Raw genomic sequence first — 15,445 nt, 5'->3', positions numbered from 1 at the left:
CCTGAAAGGATCAGCGGATGTGACACTCCTGCTGAACCGCACCGATCTGGAAGGGCTCCTGGACCCGGACGCGTGCCTGGACGCACTCCGTGCCGGGTTCCTCCTGCCGCCCGGCGGCGTACTCCCCCGGCGAGTACGCACCGGCCTGCCCGGACCCGGCACCGCGGCGGCTTTGCTGCCCGGGCTGGCCGACGGCGTGCCGGCGTACACGGTCAAGGTCAACGCCAAGTTCCCCGGCGCGTACCCGGCCCTGCGCGGGGTGGTCTGCCTGCACGACCTCGCCACCGGCGAGCTGCTCGCGCTGCTGGACTCGGCGACCGTCACCGCCTGGCGTACCGGCCTCGCGGCGGCCCTGGGCACGCACGCGCTCGCACGGACCGGCGCCGGCACGGTGGCGGTGATCGGTGCGGGCGCGCAGGCCGACCTGGTGGTCACGGGCCTGCGCCGCCTCCGGCCGGTGCGCGAGCTCCTGGTGACCGACCTGGACCCGGTGCGTGCGGCGGAGTTCGCCGCGCGGCACGGCGGGCGCGCCGTACCGCGGGAGGAGATCGGACCGGCGGACATCGTCGTGGCCGCCACGTGGGCACGAGAACCGGTCCTGCACGACGTGGCACCGGGTACGCACGTGACCTCGCTCGGCGCGGACGAGCCCGGCAAGGCCGAGCTGGCCCCGGGATTGCTGCGCGCGAGCCGTACCTTCGTCGACGACCTCGACCTGGCCGAGGAGATGGGCGCGCTCGGCAACGCGGGCCTCACCCGCGAGCACGCCGCCGGGACGATCGCCGAGGTGCTCGGCGGCGCGGCCGGCCGTACCCGCGACGCGGAGGTGACCGTGTACGCCCCGGTCGGACTGCCCTGGCAGGACCTCGTGCTCAGCTGGGTCGCCTACCGGGCCGCGGGCACGGGAACGCGCTTTGACTTCCTGGCCTGAACCGGCCACTCAGCGGCCGAGCAGGCCCTCGTCGTCGGCGTGCCGGAGGAAGTCGTCGACCATGCGATGGCAGAGCACGGCCAGGCGATGGCGATCCTCGTCCGACCACCCGGCCAGGGCCGCGGCCATCTGGCGGCGGCCCACGGCGCGTACGCACTCCACGGTCTCGGCGCCCTTGGTGGTGATGCGCACGCGCTGCGCACGCCCGTCGTCGGGGTCCGGGACCCGTTCGACGAAGCCGGCGCGTTCGAGCCGCTGGACCTGCCGGGTCACGTGCGGCGCCTCGACGGCGAGGCGGTCGGCCAGCGCTCCCAGGCGTACGGGTTCGGGCGCGTCGGCCAGCACGCGCAGCAGCGGGGTGCTCGCCCGGTCGACGGCGACCCCGGCCTCGACGATCGTCTGGTCGTGCTGCTTGGCCCGCGTCAGGAGGTGGGAGATCCGCATGAGAGCCCGTTCCAGCTCGACCATGTCCTCGGGATTGTCCTCGGAATAGGCCATACGTCTGACTATATGCTTACTTAAGTTAAGTAAGTATAAGATCGCCCGAGACCCTCCACCCTTCGAGGAGAGCCCCGATGGTCGATGTCGCCACCACACCGCGCCCGAGCAGCACGCCCACCCATACCGGGCTGACGCTGCTGGCCCTGTCCGTGTCCGGCATGGTGGTGTCCGTACAGCAGACTCTGGTGCTGCCGCTGCTCCCCCAGCTGATGCGGCACTTCAACACCTCGGTCGCCTCGGTCACCTGGGTGTTCACCGCGTCGCTGCTGGCCGGCGCGGTCGCCACTCCCCTGCTGGCACGGCTCGGGGACATGTACGGCAAGAAGAACCTCATCCTCGTCACGATGGTCCTGCTGCTGGCCGGCTCGATCGTGTGCGCGCTGTCCGGTTCGCTCGGCGTGCTCATCGTCGGCCGCGCCCTGCAGGGCACCTCGTCGGCGCTGATCCCGCTCGCCATCGGCATGATCCGCGACAGCTTCCCGCGCGAGAAGGTGACCTCGGGTATCGGCATCGTCTCCGCCACGATGGGCGTCGGCGGCAGCATGGGCATGATCGTGACGGGTCTGATCGCCGACCACATCGACAGCTACCGGCCCGAGTTCTGGATCGCCGCGGCGCTCGCCGCCGCGGGCCTGGTGATGGTGGCGGTGTCCGCCCGCGACGTCGGCGTCCGCACGGGCGGCCGTCCCGACTACGCCGGCGCGACGCTCCTGGCCGGGCTGCTGGTGTGCCTGCTGCTGGCGATCAGCGAGGGCAACGCCTGGGGCTGGGCGTCGGGCGGCGTGCTCGCGCTGTTCGCCGGCACGGTCGTGCTCACCGTCACGTGGGTCCTCGTCGAGCTCCGGGTGGCCCAGCCGCTCGTACGGCTGGGCCTGCTCGTCGGCCGTCAGTCGCTGTCGGCGAACTTCGCCTCGCTGCTGCTGGGCTTCTCGATGTATGCCGCGTTCACGCTGATCGCCACGTTCGTGCAGACGCCGAAGTCGGTCGGGTACGGCCTCGGCGGCAACGTCCTGGACGTCGGCCTGTACATGCTGCCCAGCACGGTCACGATGCTGGTGTTCTCCGCGCTGGCCGGGCGCATCGCCGGGCGCATCGGCGCCGCGTACTCCATGGCCATCGGCTCGGTGTTCGCCGGGCTCAGCTACATGTGGCTCGCGCTCTCGCACTCGCACGTGTACGACATGCTGGGCTTCAGCGCCGTCCAGGGCATCGGCTTCGGCATCGCGTACGCCGCGCTCGGCACGCTGGCCGTGCAGCACGTGCCGATGGACCAGAGCGGCATCGCCAGCGGCGTCAACTCCCTCGTACGCACCGCGGGCGGCAGTGTGTCCGGCGCGGTCATCGCCGCCGTGCTCACCGGCGAGACGATCCGCGGGCTGCCCGGCGTGCCCACGCTGCACGCCTACGTGCTGTGCTTCGTGGTCGTCGCCATCGGCGCGTGGCTCGCCGCGGGGGTCGCGGTCGTGCACGGCCTGCGGCACCCGGCGCACACCGACCGCATCGAAGCGCTCCAGACGTCTTGACGTAGGGGCGCCCGCGCTCGCCATAGTGGAACTTCCCCTCTGGCGGAGGTGCACATGGGCCCCTACGCGGCCGCGTACGAACGCAGTCTCGGTGATCCGGCACGGTTCTGGGCGGAGGCCGCTCGTGACATCCGCTGGCGTACGCCGCCAGAGCGGGTCCTCGACGACGGCGCCGCGCCCTTCTACCGGTGGTTCACCGGGGGTGAGCTCAACACCTGCGAGAACGCCCTCGACCGGCACGTGGAGCAGGGCCGGGCCGACCAGCTCGCGCTGATCTACGACAGCCCGGTGACCGGAACGCAGGCCCGCTTCACGTACCGGGAGCTGCGCGACGAGACGGCACGCTTCGCCGGGGTGCTGCGCGGTCTCGGCGTCGAGCGCGGCGACCGCGTCATCCTGTACCTGCCGATGATCCCGCAGACGGTGGTGGCGATGCTCGCCTGCGCGCGCATCGGTGCCGTGCACTCGGTGGTGTTCGGCGGCTTCTCACCGCGCGAGCTGGCCGTCCGCATCGACGACGCGCAGCCCAAGGTGGTCGTCTCCGCCTCGTGCGGCATCGAGGGCAGCCGGGTCATCGAGTACAAACCACTGCTCGACGAGGCGCTCGAACGCGCCACGCACAAGGTGGGCGACTGCGTGATCGTGCAGCGCCCCCAGGCGCACGCCACGCTGGTGAGCGGCCGCGACGTCGACTGGGACCATGCCATGGCGGACGCGCGGCCGACCGAGTGCGTGCCGGTGGCGGCGACCGACCCGCTGTACATCCTCTACACCTCGGGTACGACCGGACGGCCCAAGGGCGTCGTACGCGACAACGGCGGGCACGCGGTCGCCCTGCGCTGGTCGATGACGAACGTCTACGGCGTCTCGGCCGGTGAGGTGTTCTGGGCGGCGTCGGACGTGGGGTGGGTGGTCGGGCACTCCTACATCGTCTACGCGCCGCTGCTGGCCGGCTGCACGACCGTCCTGTACGAGGGCAAGCCGGTCGGCACGCCGGACGCCGGGGCGTTCTGGCGGGTCGCCGCCGAGCACCGGGTGAACGCCCTGTTCACCGCCCCCACCGCGATCCGGGCGATCAAGAAGGAGGACCCGGAGGGCAGGCTGCTCAAACCGCATGACCTGTCGGCGCTGCGCACGCTGTTCCTGGCCGGCGAGCGCCTGGACCCGGGCACGTACGAATGGGCGACGCAGATCCTCGGCCGTCCGGTGATCGACCACTGGTGGCAGACCGAGACCGGCTGGCCGATCGTGGCGAACCTGCGGGGCCTGGAGCCGATGCGGATCAAGGCGGGCTCGCCGAGCGTCGCGGTCCCGGGCTACGACGTACGCGTGATGCTGCCCGAGGGGGCGGTGGCCCCGCCGGGCGTCGAGGGCGACATCGCGATCCGGCTGCCGCTGCCGCCGGGCACCCTGCTCACGCTGTGGAGGGACGACGAGCGGTACGTCGAGTCGTACCTGTCCCGGTATCCGGGCCACTACCTGAGCGGCGACGGCGGCACGATCGACGAGGACGGCTACATCCGGGTGCTGGGCCGTACGGACGACATCATCAACGTGGCCGGGCACCGGCTGTCGACCGGGGTGATGGAGGAGGTCCTGTGCGCCCATCCGTCGGTGGCCGAGGCCGCCGTCGTGGGAGTGCGCGACGAGTTGAAGGGACAGGTGCCGCGCGGGTTCGTGGTGCTGAAGAGCGGGACGGATGTGGACGAGCCGACACTGCGCGGGGAGCTGGTACGCGCGGTCCGCGAGCAGATCGGCCCGGTCGCCGCGTTCAAGGAGGTCGCGGTCGTACAGGCGCTGCCGAAGACGAGGTCGGGCAAGATCCTGCGCGGCACGATGCGCGGCATCGCGGACGGCGACGACGTGGCGGTGCCGTCCACGATCGAGGACGCCACCGTCCTCGACCACCTGCGCCCGATCCTGCGCCCACCCCAGCGGCAGCCGTAGGGCCTGTCTCAGGGTCCTGCTGCCGCCGTGTGGCGACGCCTGGGCGACGCCCGGGCGACGCCTGGGTGCCGCCACCCCGGTGTTATCCACAGATCCCCGCTCTACTTTCGCCCGCTGCTGTTCTGGCTGGACAATGAGAGTGGGATGGCACCCCCGGATGCTCTTATGTGGTGTCAAGTGGCGGCTGGTAGCTGTTTGTTGGTGGTGTTTGTGCTGGTGAGGGCTTTGAAGAGTTCGCGTGCGAGGTAGCGTTTGAGGCAGCGGATGATCTCGGGTTTGGGTTTGCCTTGGCTGGTGCGGCGTTGGACGTAGGTTCGGGTTCGGGCGCAGTGGCTCATGCGGGTGATGGTGATCAGGTAGAGGGCGCGGTTGGCTTGGCGGTCTCCGCCGCGTGAGAGCCGGTGCCGGGTGGTCTTGCCACTGGAAGCAGGGATCGGGGCCACCCCGCACAGAGCGGCGAAGGCGGCTGGGGTGGTGAGGCGGTCGGGGTTGTCGCCGCAGGTGATCAGCAGCTGTGCGGCGGTCTCGACCCCGACGCCGTAAATGGCGAGCAGGTCGGGGCGGGTCTGGGTGATCAAGGCTTTCAGGTGCAGGTTGAGACCATCGATTTCGGTGGTCAGGTGCTGGTGGCGGTGGGCCAGCGCGCGGAGGGCGTGTTTGGTGGCGTGGAGCGGGTCGGTCAGGTCGGTGCCTGGGCGCAGCCGTGCGCATGCGCTGATCAGTGCCGGGGTGGGTTTGCCGGTGAGGTGTTCGCGAAGTTGTGCCGGTGCGGTGACCAGCACGGCTCGTAGTTCGTTGATGGCTGCGGTGCGGGCCTTGATGGCTCCGGTCCGGGTCAGGTGCAGCACCCGGATCGATTCGGCGATCCCGTCGTTGCCTTTGGGCAGTGCGCGGGCGCGGCCGGCCAGCACCGCATCAGCGGCGGCATAAGCATCCAACGGATCGGACTTACCGACACTGCGGCGCTGACGGCGGTCGGGCCGGTTCACCTCCACCACGGTGACACCTTGACCGCGCAGGTACCGGGTCAGGCCCGCTCCGTAGGAGCCGGTGCCCTCCACCCCGACCGCGTGGATCCGGCCGAAGCCTTCCATCCAGGCCAGCAACCGCGCATAGCCCTCAACCGTGGCGGGAAACTGCGCGTCCGCGATCCGGCCGCCGTTCATCAACTCCACCGCGGCGTGATGGGTGTCGTGGTGGGTGTCGACCCCACCCACGACCCGCCGCTTGTCCGGTCGCCTGCTCCTGCGTGCCATCCTGAACCTGCCAATCCTCGTGAGGGAAACGAGACGTGGCACGCGCTGGGCCGGTGCATCGGACAGACCAGTGATGAGGCTCCTAGGCCGAGCTCTTATCAAGTCACGGCACCGGCCCAGCGCACACCCCGCAGACACACCAGCACGGCCGACAGATCCGGGGAAAGACACTCACTCACGAGGTCGGGCGGGCAAAGAGCCAAACCACACCAGCATCGCCTGCCCCACCATTCTCACTGGCGGGTGGGCTCCAGGGGGGTGGGCTCCAGGGGGTGGGCTCCAGGGGGGTGGGCTCCACGACGGGGCGGGCTCCACGACGGGCGGGCTCCACGACGGGCGGGGCCAGACCGAACGGACCCCAGACCGAGGACTTCGAGGCAGGCTCTAGATCGACGTGCTGATGAGCTCGTCGGTGACCCACCGTGCGACGTTGGTGGGGTAGGGCGACGGCAGTCCGAGGACGAGGTGGCCGAAGCCGGCCTCGATCGCGCCGTCGATCGCGTCGCGGGTGGTGCCGGGCCGGTCGTAGGAGACCGGCAGGTGGATCGAGCGGGTGATGGTGGCGGGGTCGCGGCCGATCTCGGCGCAGTAGCGGTCCAGCAGTGCGCTGCGCTGGACGACGTCGCCGAGGTCGCCGCCGGGGATGTTCCACAGGTCGGCGTGCTCGGCGGCGACCCGTAGCAGGGCGGCCGAGCGTCCGCCGATGAGGACCGGCGGGTGGGGGTGCTGGACGGGCTTGGGGTTGCAGAACGCTCCGGTGAGGTCGACGTAGGTGCCGTGGAAGTCGAACGGCTCCTCCTCGGTCCACAACCGACGGATCACCGTGCAGGCTTCGGCGAGGCTTCCCACGGCGTGGGCGGAGTCGTGGAAGGGCAGGCCGTTCGCCTCGTACTCGCGCCGGGCCAGGGGGTGGCTGGGCCGTGAACCCGCGCCGATACCGAAGTCGAGCCGTCCGCCCGAGACGATGTCGACGGTTGCGGCGATCTTGGCCAGCATCGCGGGCGGCCGGAAGCGGTTGCTGGTCACGAGCAGGCCGAGGCGCAGTCGCCGGGTCTGTGCGGCGAGGGCCGAGAGCAGGGTCCAGCCTTCGTGGATCGGTCCGCTCGGGTCGCCGCCGATCGGCATGAGGTGGTCGAAGAGCCAGGCGTGCTCGATCTCGGGAATCGTGTCCGCCTCGCGCCAGACCCGCAGGATGTCGTGGTAGTCGACCTGCATGGGGGCGGTCATGATCCCGAAACGGGGCTGGGGTGTTCGCGGCATGGGGCTGTCGGTCCTTTCGGCACGAGGCAGTGCGAGTGAGGGCGCGCCACCGAGGTTCGAGGGAGGGGTTTGGCCGTGGGGCCCCTGCTCTGGCATCATGAGCAAACGGAACCTTGTTCCGCTAAAAGATACGGAGCGTTGTTCCGTTTGGCAAGCTCGGTAGTGGAGGGAGTGGCGCTTTGAGCGACGGCGACGAGGGCGCGGGGCGCGCCGCCCGGTCGAAGCGGGCGGACGCCCGGCGCAACGAGAAGACTCTGCTCGACGCGGCCGCCGCGGTCTTCGTCACGTCAGGCGTGGAGGCCCCGGTTCGCGACATCGCGGCCAAGGCCGGTGTCGGGATGGGCACGATCTACCGCCACTTCCCGACCCGATCGGATCTCATCATCGCCGTCTACCGGCACCAGGTCGACGCCTGCGCCGAGGCGGGTCCAGCCCTGCTGGAGACCTCCGCGACCCCTCACGCGGCGCTGGGGCGATGGATCAACCTCTTCGTCGACTTCCTGGTCACCAAGCACGGACTCGCCGCCGTGTTGCAGTCCGACAACGCCGGCTTCGACACCCTTCACGCCTACTTCCTCGACCGCCTCGTGCCCGTGTGCACCCGGCTGCTCGACGCCGCCGCGGGTGCCGGCGAGATTCGCTCCGACGTGAAGGCCTATGAGCTCATGCGCGGCGTCGGGAACCTCTGCATCGGCGCGCACAACGATCCCCACTACGACGCACGCCGGCTGGTCGAGCTCCTCATCGCAGGACTGCGTCAACCGCGGGACCGCGCCGAGTCCTGAGCCGGCCGGAGCGGCGCTCCAGGAAAGCGCCGTGCCTCGCCGGCGCGCGCGTCCTCATGGCCGGGCAGGGTGTCCGCCGTCCGATGCCCGCCAGCCCTGACCGTCGACGGCCAGAGACCCTAGCGGCCCGCTTTTCGGGGCCACAGCGCCGTCACGAGGAGCACACCGATAATCGCGAGTCCGACCTGGAAGATCGTTTCCCAGAAGTTGAAGCCGTGCGTCTTGAGATGCAGCGCCCGCGCGATCCAGGTGCCGATGAGAGCGGCCACGATGCCGACCACGACGGTCAGCCAGATCGGCATATGTTGTCTGCCCGGCACCAGGAGGCGCGCCAGCGCTCCGATGATGGCGCCGAAGATGATCGCGGTGATGACACCACCGACTGTCATGGCGACTCCCCCGTATTCGCAGCGATCAGAACCCCCAAAAGACACACTGTTACTGATTGCATACCCACAGGGTCGACGGGCAACACCAGCCCCAGCGCCCCCGCCGTCGCATGCAGGCAAGAAGGCGGGCCGCGAGCGTGATACGGCGTACGGGACGCGGAATTCGCGGGGACGAGGACCCGGGGGGGCGGGCCCAGGAAAGGGGGCGGCGGCGCGCCCGGCACCCGTCACGAGCAGCGTTGACACAAAAATATAAGTCCACCTCCTCCGCCGATCTCGCAGCGGAGGAAGTGGACCTTGAACACGGGCGACGTGCCACAACAGATTAGTTTTGCACGGATCGTCCGCATATTATTAACGTCAACCGGACGTGCTCACCGGCAGTACATTCGACACAATGTCCATGCTCGTCAAAGATACCGGAGCAACTTCGACACAGTTCCCGTTAGCCATGCTGCGGGAACTCTTCTTCCAGTCGATCGCGAGGCGCTCAATTGTCTTCTCCACCATATTCACCTCCTTTCGTTAACCAACTATCCACGCTTCCCGGGCAATCCTGGATATTCGCTCCAAGGATTCCGATGGCCCGAGCGCCTCTGCTCTGAGTCGTTCGAAACTGAGCCTATGCCGGTAGGTTTCGGTCTCTTCTTCCAAATATGAACACCCGTTGAGGTGTTCTATATATACGACATCATGAAATTTAATCCCACCCACATGCGGGAACTGCAGAAGCGTGAAGGACCCCGTCGCGATCGGATGGGGCCCATCAAGTGGAAGAACTTGGAGGCTGAGGTTCGGCAGGGCCGAAAGCTCCTGGAGATGCCGTAGCTGGTCGACCATGACGGCCGCGTCGCCATGGCGCCGGAGCAGGAGAGACTCGTCGAGGACGACCGACAGCCGCAGGGGGTGGTTCTCGCGGGTGAGCACCGACTGGCGCTCCAGCCGCGCCTCGACCCGTGCGTCCACGCGGCTAGGGGGAATGACCTCCGTCGAGTGGGACCGCTGCTCGACGGCCTGTGCGTACGCCTCCGTCTGGAGCAGACCCGGGACCACCTGGGTCTCCCACTGACAGATCTCCTCGGCCTCGATCTCCAGGCCGATATAGGACGCGTACTGCTCGGGCAGTGCGTCGGAGAACGCCTCCCACCATCCACGGCGTACGGCGTCGCGAGCCAGCTGGAGCAGCTGCTCGCGATAGGTGCCTTCCACGCCGTACAGGTCCAGGAGGCGCCGGACGTCGGCGAAACGCGGGGCCTGCCGGGCGTTCTCGAGCCGGCTGACCTTGGAGGCGGACCATCCCAGCCGCTCGGCGACGTCATCACCAGTGAAATCGCCTGACTCCCGCAAACGCCTCAGCTCTGCGGCGAGACGACGATTGCGGACAGTGGCACTTCCGGGCCGGGGCACCCTGATCCTCTCCCACCCGGGCCGATGGCGTGTTCCCGTCAGCCGAACTCTACAATCTGGGCGCAACTGTTATAGAGGTACGAAGTAGCGGAGTCAAGAAACCCCCGCCATACCTTTTAGTGAAACTTGCGAACAGAGACGACCATAGCGGACAGAGCAACTAAGAGCCAACGTCGAATCCGCGATCGGCGTCACGCGACGATTGTAGAACGGTATACGCGTCCACAACTGGGATTCCTGTGCCTTTCCTTCCCTCTGGGAAGGGTGTGACACGTGAGGCCCATGGACACTGTTCGTGCTGGATGGACGGGGTCCACCGGGCCTCGCGAGCGATCGGCTCATCGGCGAGATGTGGCCGAGCAAGATCGTACTGGGTGCACCGCCGGGACCGCTCGCGAATGGTCACAATCGTCCAATCCTCCCGCCCGCCGCCGCAAAGCCAAGGCGCTCACGCCGGCACCCCCGAGCCGGCCGCAAGGCCCATCACCGCCATACCGGGCGCCCCGGAGGCCGCCATGGACCTTCCCTTCGCGGCCCCGGGAACCGGCGGCCACCCGGCGGGACGACGCGGTATCCCCCCACCGCGACGACGGCTCCGTCGAGCGCCCACCCGGGTACCGCACCGTGCAAGGCCGCACGCGATCCGCGGCGCCGGGGCGTACGGCCCCGGCGACGTCGCGGGGCGATCCGCTCACGCCGGGCGGTGAGGCGACGGTGCGTCCGGCTCCGTCCGGCCGGCCGGCGAGATGGACCACGGCCGCGCGACGGCGCTTTCCGGCCGCGGCCGGCCACCCACTCGGCTCGTTTTCCAGCACCTCCTTGACAACTGAACCTCGGCGATCCGGTACGGACCGGAAAACCCCACCTTGACCTGGGACGACTTCCCAGCGTGACACCGGCGACGGTAGAATCCGGAAAAGCAGTCAAAACGGGAAAAAGTACAGACGAGGGCGGCCGGGCCGCGCCTTTCGGCCCCGCGGCCTCCGGTATTCACCCGCGCCGGTCACCCTGCGCGGCCACCATGCTTGAGATCGGGGGGCGACCGAGTCATGGGCAATACCAAACTGATCAGCCCGGCCCTGCTGCAACGGCACCTTCACAAGGCCGGCTATCCGGCCACCCGCGCCGAGCTCATCGCGCACGCCCGTGACGAATGCGAGCGCGTGGTCGGCGCGCTGGAGCAGCTCCCCGACCGCCGATACGTGAGGCCGGCGGACGTGAGCAGGACGTTCGCCGAGCTCGCGAGCGAGTATCTCGACGGAATGCCGTATCCGGCACGGCGTGAGGATCTCGTCTCCTACGCCGAGCGCCAGGACGCCGCCCGGCCGGTGCTGGAGGCACTGAGGCGGATTCCCGACCGGCGTTATGACCGGCCCGAGGCGGTGAGCGACGCCATCGCCGAGGAAGAGGAATAGCGCGGCGCGTACAAGTGAAGAGAAACGGGGGACGGGCATGAGCGATCGGAACACCATCGGTCCGCACAAGGTCGTACTGGGCACGTACAGCGATCACGGAGCCGCCCAGCACGCCGTGGACATCCTCGCCGAGCACAAGTTTCCGGTGGAACACGTCACCATTGTGGGCACCGGGCTGAAGCTGGAAGAACGCATCCTCGGCCGATGGACGCTCGGCCGTGCGGTGCTGACCGGCGCGAGCGCCGGCGCCTGGATCGGGCTGCTGATCGGCGTGATCTTCTGGATCGTCAGCCCCTGGGTGGTCGGCGCGGTGATCTCCGCCATCATCCTGGGCGTGGTGTTCGGCGCGATCTTCTCCGCCGCCGCCTACTTCCTGCAGAAGCGTGCGTACATGTCCGCGCCCTCGGTCGTGGCCGACCGGTACGACATCCTGGTCGACGCGGAGTTCGCCGAGGAGGCACGGCGGCTGCTCGCGGCCGTCCTGTCCACGACGGATCAGGCGCACTGACGGACGGCACGCTCAGGGCAGGCTCTGCACCGCCAGGCCGAGGGTCCTCCACTTGAGCGCGGCCTCCGCGCTGGTGACGATCGGCCAGCCACGGTCGGCCGCGGCGCGCGCGATGTGGGCGTCGACGATGTCGCGGATCCCCGCCTGCCGGGCGGCGTCGCCGATCGTGAAGGCGTTGCGCTCATCCAGGGCCAGCACCACCACCGAGGCGCTCTCGACCGCCCATGCCAGCTCCTGCAGGCCTCGTTCGTCCGCCACGACCGCCGCCTTGGTCAGGGCGGTCGCCGGCGTGACCAGGCTGTAGCCGCGGGCGGCGACGAAGCCGACGAGCGCGCGCATGTGCTGGCTGTGGCCACTCGCGAGATCCACCAGGGCGGGAACGTCCAGTACGCGACCGGAGAGGTTCACGAAGTCCGCCGGCCGTCCCCGTCGCCACTCTCGAAGATCCGGCGCGCCCAGTCGGTCGCCTCATCGTCGAACGGACCCCAGCGGTTTTCGACCGCGGCCACGAGCCGCTCACGCTCGGCCCGGTCGCGTACCGCCTCGGAGACGTAGGCCGAGACGCTCGGCGCGACGCCCGACGCGACCGCCGCGCGTGCGCTCTCCAGCACCTCCGCCGGCACCGTCACCGTGATCTTCTCCGTCGCCATGGGCCCATGGTATGGCCTAAGCCGCGGAAAAGTATGGCTTCGCTGGTGAATCGGTATCCCATGGTCAGGATGGCGTCTCTTTCCTGCTGAGTTCGGGCTGTTCGAGGACCCTGCCTTCACGGCGCCACAATACGCGTATCCGCTCACGCAGCCCGGGGTCGCGACGGGCACGGGCGGCGAACTCCCCCGGGTCCCGCGCTCCGGTGAGACGGCCGAGCCCGGGCAGATCGGCGAGCAGGGCGGTCAGGAGCTCGGCCTGCCCGGTGAGGTGGAACGGGTCGCCGTCCCGGTCGACGAGGCAGCCGTGACGGCCCGCGTACAGGCGACATCCGGCGAGCGGCGCGCCCCCGTCGAGGGACACGGTCACCGTGCCCGGCAGCGGAAGCAGGTGGTAGTTCGGCTCGGTCGCGTCGATGACGGACAGTTGCGCGTCGTCCGGCCACAGCACCACGAGGCGTCCGGTCGCGCCACCGACGCGAACCGGGGCGGCGGGAACGTACCCGGGCCCGCTGACGTGGGCCGACACGCCGCAGACCAGGCCGCGGACCGTCGCGTACGTCAGCGGAAGCAGGACGCTCGCGTGGCCGGCCAGCTTGCGGCGCAGCTGGGCGGGCGAGCCGTTGGAGCCCACGGCCAGGATCGGGTGCCGGTCCGCCAGCGGCGGGGCGCCCCTGCTCCGGAGCAGGTCGTCGAGCGTCGTGGCGGCGTCCAGCGCCCAGCCGCCGGGGAACGCGCCCGTACGCTCGCGCAGGGCGAGAAAGCGGTCGCCGTCGAGCAGTCCGGACTCCGCCGGCAGGCGCCCGGGATAGGTCAGCGGGTACGCGACCGGATCTCGCGTCAGGCCGAGCGCGGCGAGGCTCCTCGGGTCCGGTGCCACGGTCAGCGGCGTGTGACGAGCAGCGCGGTGGCGTCGTCGTGTGCCTTGCCACGACCGGCCGGCTCGGCCCGCTCCGCCGCCCGGACAAGATCGATCACGTGGTCCGGCCCGCCCGTCCTCAGCTCCTCCATCACGTCGCGCCACGTACGGCGGTAACGATCGATCAGGCGCGTGACCCCGTCGGTGAGCATCGCGACCGCGTCGACCTCCTCCTCGGGGAACGTCGCGGTCACCGCCTCGTACGCGGCGGCCTGGCTGGTGCTCGCCACCCAGAACCCGCCCGGCCGGTTGCGCCGGGCACGCACCAGTTCGAGCGTGTACGGCGGCCCGCCCGGCAGGCGCATGATGCGGTCGTCCTCGACCACGGCGATCGAGCCGTCACGAAGGTGGACGGCGATCGGCGAGTCGGCCAGCACCAGGCATTCGAGGCGGCCCCGGCCCCAGCGGGCCAGTGCGACGGTCGACGACGGGCTGTCCGGGTTCGCCAGATCGCATGTGTCGGCGTGCGCCGCGCAGACCTGCTTGATCGCGGCGGCCAGGACATCGCCGAGTGACCCGCCGGCCTCCCCGGCCGTACCGGTCAGGCCGGCGCTCAGCGCCGCCGCGAGCCGGTGGACCAGCCAGGCGACGTCGTGCACGCAGCCGCTGTCGACCCCGGCCGGCGCCGTCGCCCCGTCGAGCACGACCGCCCAGTCGGGGCCGGCCGCCACATAGTCCTCGTTGACGACGCCGGGCGCCGCCCGGGTCGCGAAGGTGATGTCGGACGGCCCTGCGGCCGCCTCGTGTGGAGTCGCCATGTCGTCCGCGATGGTAGCGAGGGCTGCGCGCGAAGACGGACCGGACCTGCGCTCTCGTCCGATGACAGAGAATCTGACAGAGTCCGACTCGACGGAGTAGTCCGCGATCGAGAGGTTCTGCGGTGGACCCCTGCCCGGCCGTGGTGCTCACCTCCTCACGCCGGTTCCGCCGCTGGTGCACGGCGTGGAGTGCGCTGGCGCTGTCCGCGCTGGCCGTGAGCGTGTGGCTGGCGTCCGTGGCCTCCTCCCCCGCCGTGGTGATGTCGGTCGGTACCGAGAGCTTCCTGGCCGTCTACCCGGTCATCCTGGTGCGCGGCCGGGTGGCCGTCACCGCCAGGGCGTTCCAGGCCCGGTGGCCCCACGGCCCGGCGGGGCCGTGGATCGGGTGGGCGAGCGTCACCGGCGTCGAGCTGCGGCACGGCCTGCTCCTGGAGAGGGTGCGAATCACGACGGACCGCCCCGAGGTGCTGTTCGCGCCCGCGAGGTTCCGGCACCGCGCCGACGCGGACTTCGACGCGGCCGTGGCCGAGCTGGCACGCCGGAGCCGATGCCGGCCACGACCGGTACGGCACGGGCTGGGCCGGATCACCGCCTTCTGGGTCCTGTGGCTCGCCTGCCTCGGCCTCCTGGCCCCCCTGAACGCCCCGTGGAATGACGCCTCGTGGCCGTGGCGCCACGAGGCCGGCCGGCTGCCCGACGTGTGTTCCGGCTTCGGCTCCGTCGCTCGTACGCTGCTGCCCGCCGGCGAGGAGACGCCCGACGCCGACATACTCCTGCCGGGCTCGATCGACACACAGGAGGGGTGCACCTGGCGGGCCGGCGACGTGGACACCTTCTCGATCGGGCTGGGGCTGACACGCAAGGACCTGCTGCACAACGCGTGCGCGACCGCGCACGACGGCTTCGTCCGTACGGTGGCCGGCGCCCGCGGCCCGGACCGTACCGTGACAGCGCTGGCGGGCCTGGGCGACGAGGCGCGGGAGCTCACCGGCGGCGGGACCCGGCCCCGGCGCACCGCGGCCGACGTGATCGTACGGAAGGCCAACGTGATCGTGACGGTGAGGCTGGTCACCACGCGTGCCGGCCTGGCCTCCCCGAGCGGCGTGGAGCGCATCGCCCGCGCCACCCTGGCGAGGATCGCCCTCGGCTGAGGGACCGGAGGTAGTCTGCTCATCCGGGCGAACGCCCACAGGCCGAAA

17 protein-coding genes are annotated in these 15,445 nt (G+C 70.2%); 7 read left to right on the top strand and 10 right to left on the bottom strand.

Going from position 1 to position 15,445, the window contains the following annotated elements:
- Window positions 1-19: 19 nt before the first annotated feature.
- Window positions 20-931 carry an ornithine cyclodeaminase family protein gene (locus tag FB559_RS35300; protein WP_141961248.1) on the top strand — a complete coding sequence of 304 codons (912 nt, stop codon included), beginning with the start codon at window positions 20-22 and terminating at the stop codon, window positions 929-931.
- A 9-nt stretch (window positions 932-940) separates the two neighbouring features.
- Here the strand turns inward: FB559_RS35300 and FB559_RS35295 are convergent, their stop codons facing one another.
- Window positions 941-1,429: a MarR family winged helix-turn-helix transcriptional regulator gene (locus FB559_RS35295; RefSeq protein ID WP_246122341.1), complete on the bottom strand. Its 489-nt coding sequence runs from the start codon at window positions 1,427-1,429 to the stop codon at window positions 941-943.
- Window positions 1,430-1,506: 77 nt separating this feature from the next.
- Here FB559_RS35295 and FB559_RS35290 point away from each other — a divergent pair, with 77 nt between their 5' ends.
- Together FB559_RS35290 and FB559_RS35285 are read left to right on the top strand one after the other, a co-directional pair.
- Window positions 1,507-2,955, top strand: coding sequence for an MFS transporter (locus tag FB559_RS35290; protein WP_141961247.1), 1,449 nt, complete (start codon window positions 1,507-1,509; stop codon window positions 2,953-2,955).
- A gap of 54 nt (window positions 2,956-3,009) precedes the next feature.
- Window positions 3,010-4,902: a propionyl-CoA synthetase gene (locus FB559_RS35285; RefSeq protein WP_141961246.1), complete on the top strand. Its 1,893-nt coding sequence runs from the start codon at window positions 3,010-3,012 to the stop codon at window positions 4,900-4,902.
- 173 nt (window positions 4,903-5,075) lie between these two features.
- Here the strand turns inward: FB559_RS35285 and FB559_RS35280 are convergent, their stop codons facing one another.
- Window positions 5,076-6,119 carry an IS110 family RNA-guided transposase gene (locus tag FB559_RS35280; RefSeq protein ID WP_246121831.1) on the bottom strand — a complete coding sequence of 348 codons (1,044 nt, stop codon included), beginning with the start codon at window positions 6,117-6,119 and terminating at the stop codon, window positions 5,076-5,078.
- 423 nt (window positions 6,120-6,542) lie between these two features.
- Entirely contained in the window at window positions 6,543-7,418 is an 876-nt protein-coding gene (locus tag FB559_RS35275; RefSeq protein WP_141961245.1) for an LLM class flavin-dependent oxidoreductase, read from the bottom strand.
- A gap of 179 nt (window positions 7,419-7,597) precedes the next feature.
- Here FB559_RS35275 and FB559_RS35270 point away from each other — a divergent pair, with 179 nt between their 5' ends.
- Window positions 7,598-8,203: a TetR/AcrR family transcriptional regulator gene (locus tag FB559_RS35270; protein ID WP_141961244.1), complete on the top strand. Its 606-nt coding sequence runs from the start codon at window positions 7,598-7,600 to the stop codon at window positions 8,201-8,203.
- Between the two features lie 119 nt (window positions 8,204-8,322).
- On the opposite strand, the gene FB559_RS35265 is transcribed toward FB559_RS35270, so the two are convergent.
- The 3 genes from FB559_RS35265 to FB559_RS35255 form a co-directional block, all read right to left on the bottom strand.
- Window positions 8,323-8,592: a GlsB/YeaQ/YmgE family stress response membrane protein gene (locus tag FB559_RS35265; RefSeq protein ID WP_141961243.1), complete on the bottom strand. Its 270-nt coding sequence runs from the start codon at window positions 8,590-8,592 to the stop codon at window positions 8,323-8,325.
- Window positions 8,593-8,952: 360 nt separating this feature from the next.
- The gene (locus FB559_RS35260; RefSeq protein ID WP_141961242.1) at window positions 8,953-9,102 is read right to left on the bottom strand and encodes a DUF397 domain-containing protein; all 150 of its coding nucleotides are present in this window, start codon (window positions 9,100-9,102) and stop codon (window positions 8,953-8,955) included.
- 15 nt (window positions 9,103-9,117) lie between these two features.
- Complete coding sequence (locus FB559_RS35255) at window positions 9,118-9,999, bottom strand: helix-turn-helix domain-containing protein (protein WP_141961241.1); 882 nt, start codon at window positions 9,997-9,999, stop codon at window positions 9,118-9,120.
- Window positions 10,000-11,048: 1,049 nt separating this feature from the next.
- On the opposite strand from FB559_RS35255, the gene FB559_RS35250 reads away from it, so the two are divergent.
- Window positions 11,049-11,414 carry a DUF2795 domain-containing protein gene (locus FB559_RS35250; protein ID WP_141961240.1) on the top strand — a complete coding sequence of 122 codons (366 nt, stop codon included), beginning with the start codon at window positions 11,049-11,051 and terminating at the stop codon, window positions 11,412-11,414.
- A 37-nt stretch (window positions 11,415-11,451) separates the two neighbouring features.
- Window positions 11,452-11,922 (top strand): YflT domain-containing protein, encoded by a 471-nt coding sequence (locus FB559_RS35245; protein WP_141961239.1) that lies wholly within the window; start codon window positions 11,452-11,454, stop codon window positions 11,920-11,922.
- A gap of 12 nt (window positions 11,923-11,934) precedes the next feature.
- On the opposite strand, the gene FB559_RS35240 is transcribed toward FB559_RS35245, so the two are convergent.
- From FB559_RS35240 to FB559_RS35225, 4 genes are all read right to left on the bottom strand, one after another.
- Entirely contained in the window at window positions 11,935-12,330 is a 396-nt protein-coding gene (locus FB559_RS35240) for a hypothetical protein (protein ID WP_141961238.1), read from the bottom strand.
- Window positions 12,327-12,572, bottom strand: coding sequence for a hypothetical protein (locus FB559_RS35235; RefSeq protein WP_141961237.1), 246 nt, complete (start codon window positions 12,570-12,572; stop codon window positions 12,327-12,329). Before FB559_RS35235 ends, FB559_RS35240 begins: the two co-directional genes overlap by 4 nt.
- Before the next feature lie 64 nt (window positions 12,573-12,636).
- A complete protein-coding gene (locus FB559_RS35230; RefSeq protein WP_141961236.1) occupies window positions 12,637-13,449 on the bottom strand; it encodes a hypothetical protein in 813 nt (270 codons plus the stop codon).
- A 2-nt stretch (window positions 13,450-13,451) separates the two neighbouring features.
- Window positions 13,452-14,246, bottom strand: coding sequence for a protein phosphatase 2C domain-containing protein (locus FB559_RS35225; RefSeq protein WP_141961235.1), 795 nt, complete (start codon window positions 14,244-14,246; stop codon window positions 13,452-13,454).
- Window positions 14,247-14,368: 122 nt separating this feature from the next.
- Here FB559_RS35225 and FB559_RS35220 point away from each other — a divergent pair, with 122 nt between their 5' ends.
- Entirely contained in the window at window positions 14,369-15,397 is a 1,029-nt protein-coding gene (locus tag FB559_RS35220) for a hypothetical protein (protein ID WP_141961234.1), read from the top strand.
- Window positions 15,398-15,445: the final 48 nt, after the last annotated feature.

The organism is Actinoallomurus bryophytorum (genome assembly GCF_006716425.1).
Lineage (GTDB): Bacteria > Actinomycetota > Actinomycetes > Streptosporangiales > Streptosporangiaceae > Actinoallomurus > Actinoallomurus bryophytorum.
This window is presented reverse-complemented; position numbering and strand designations above follow the sequence as displayed.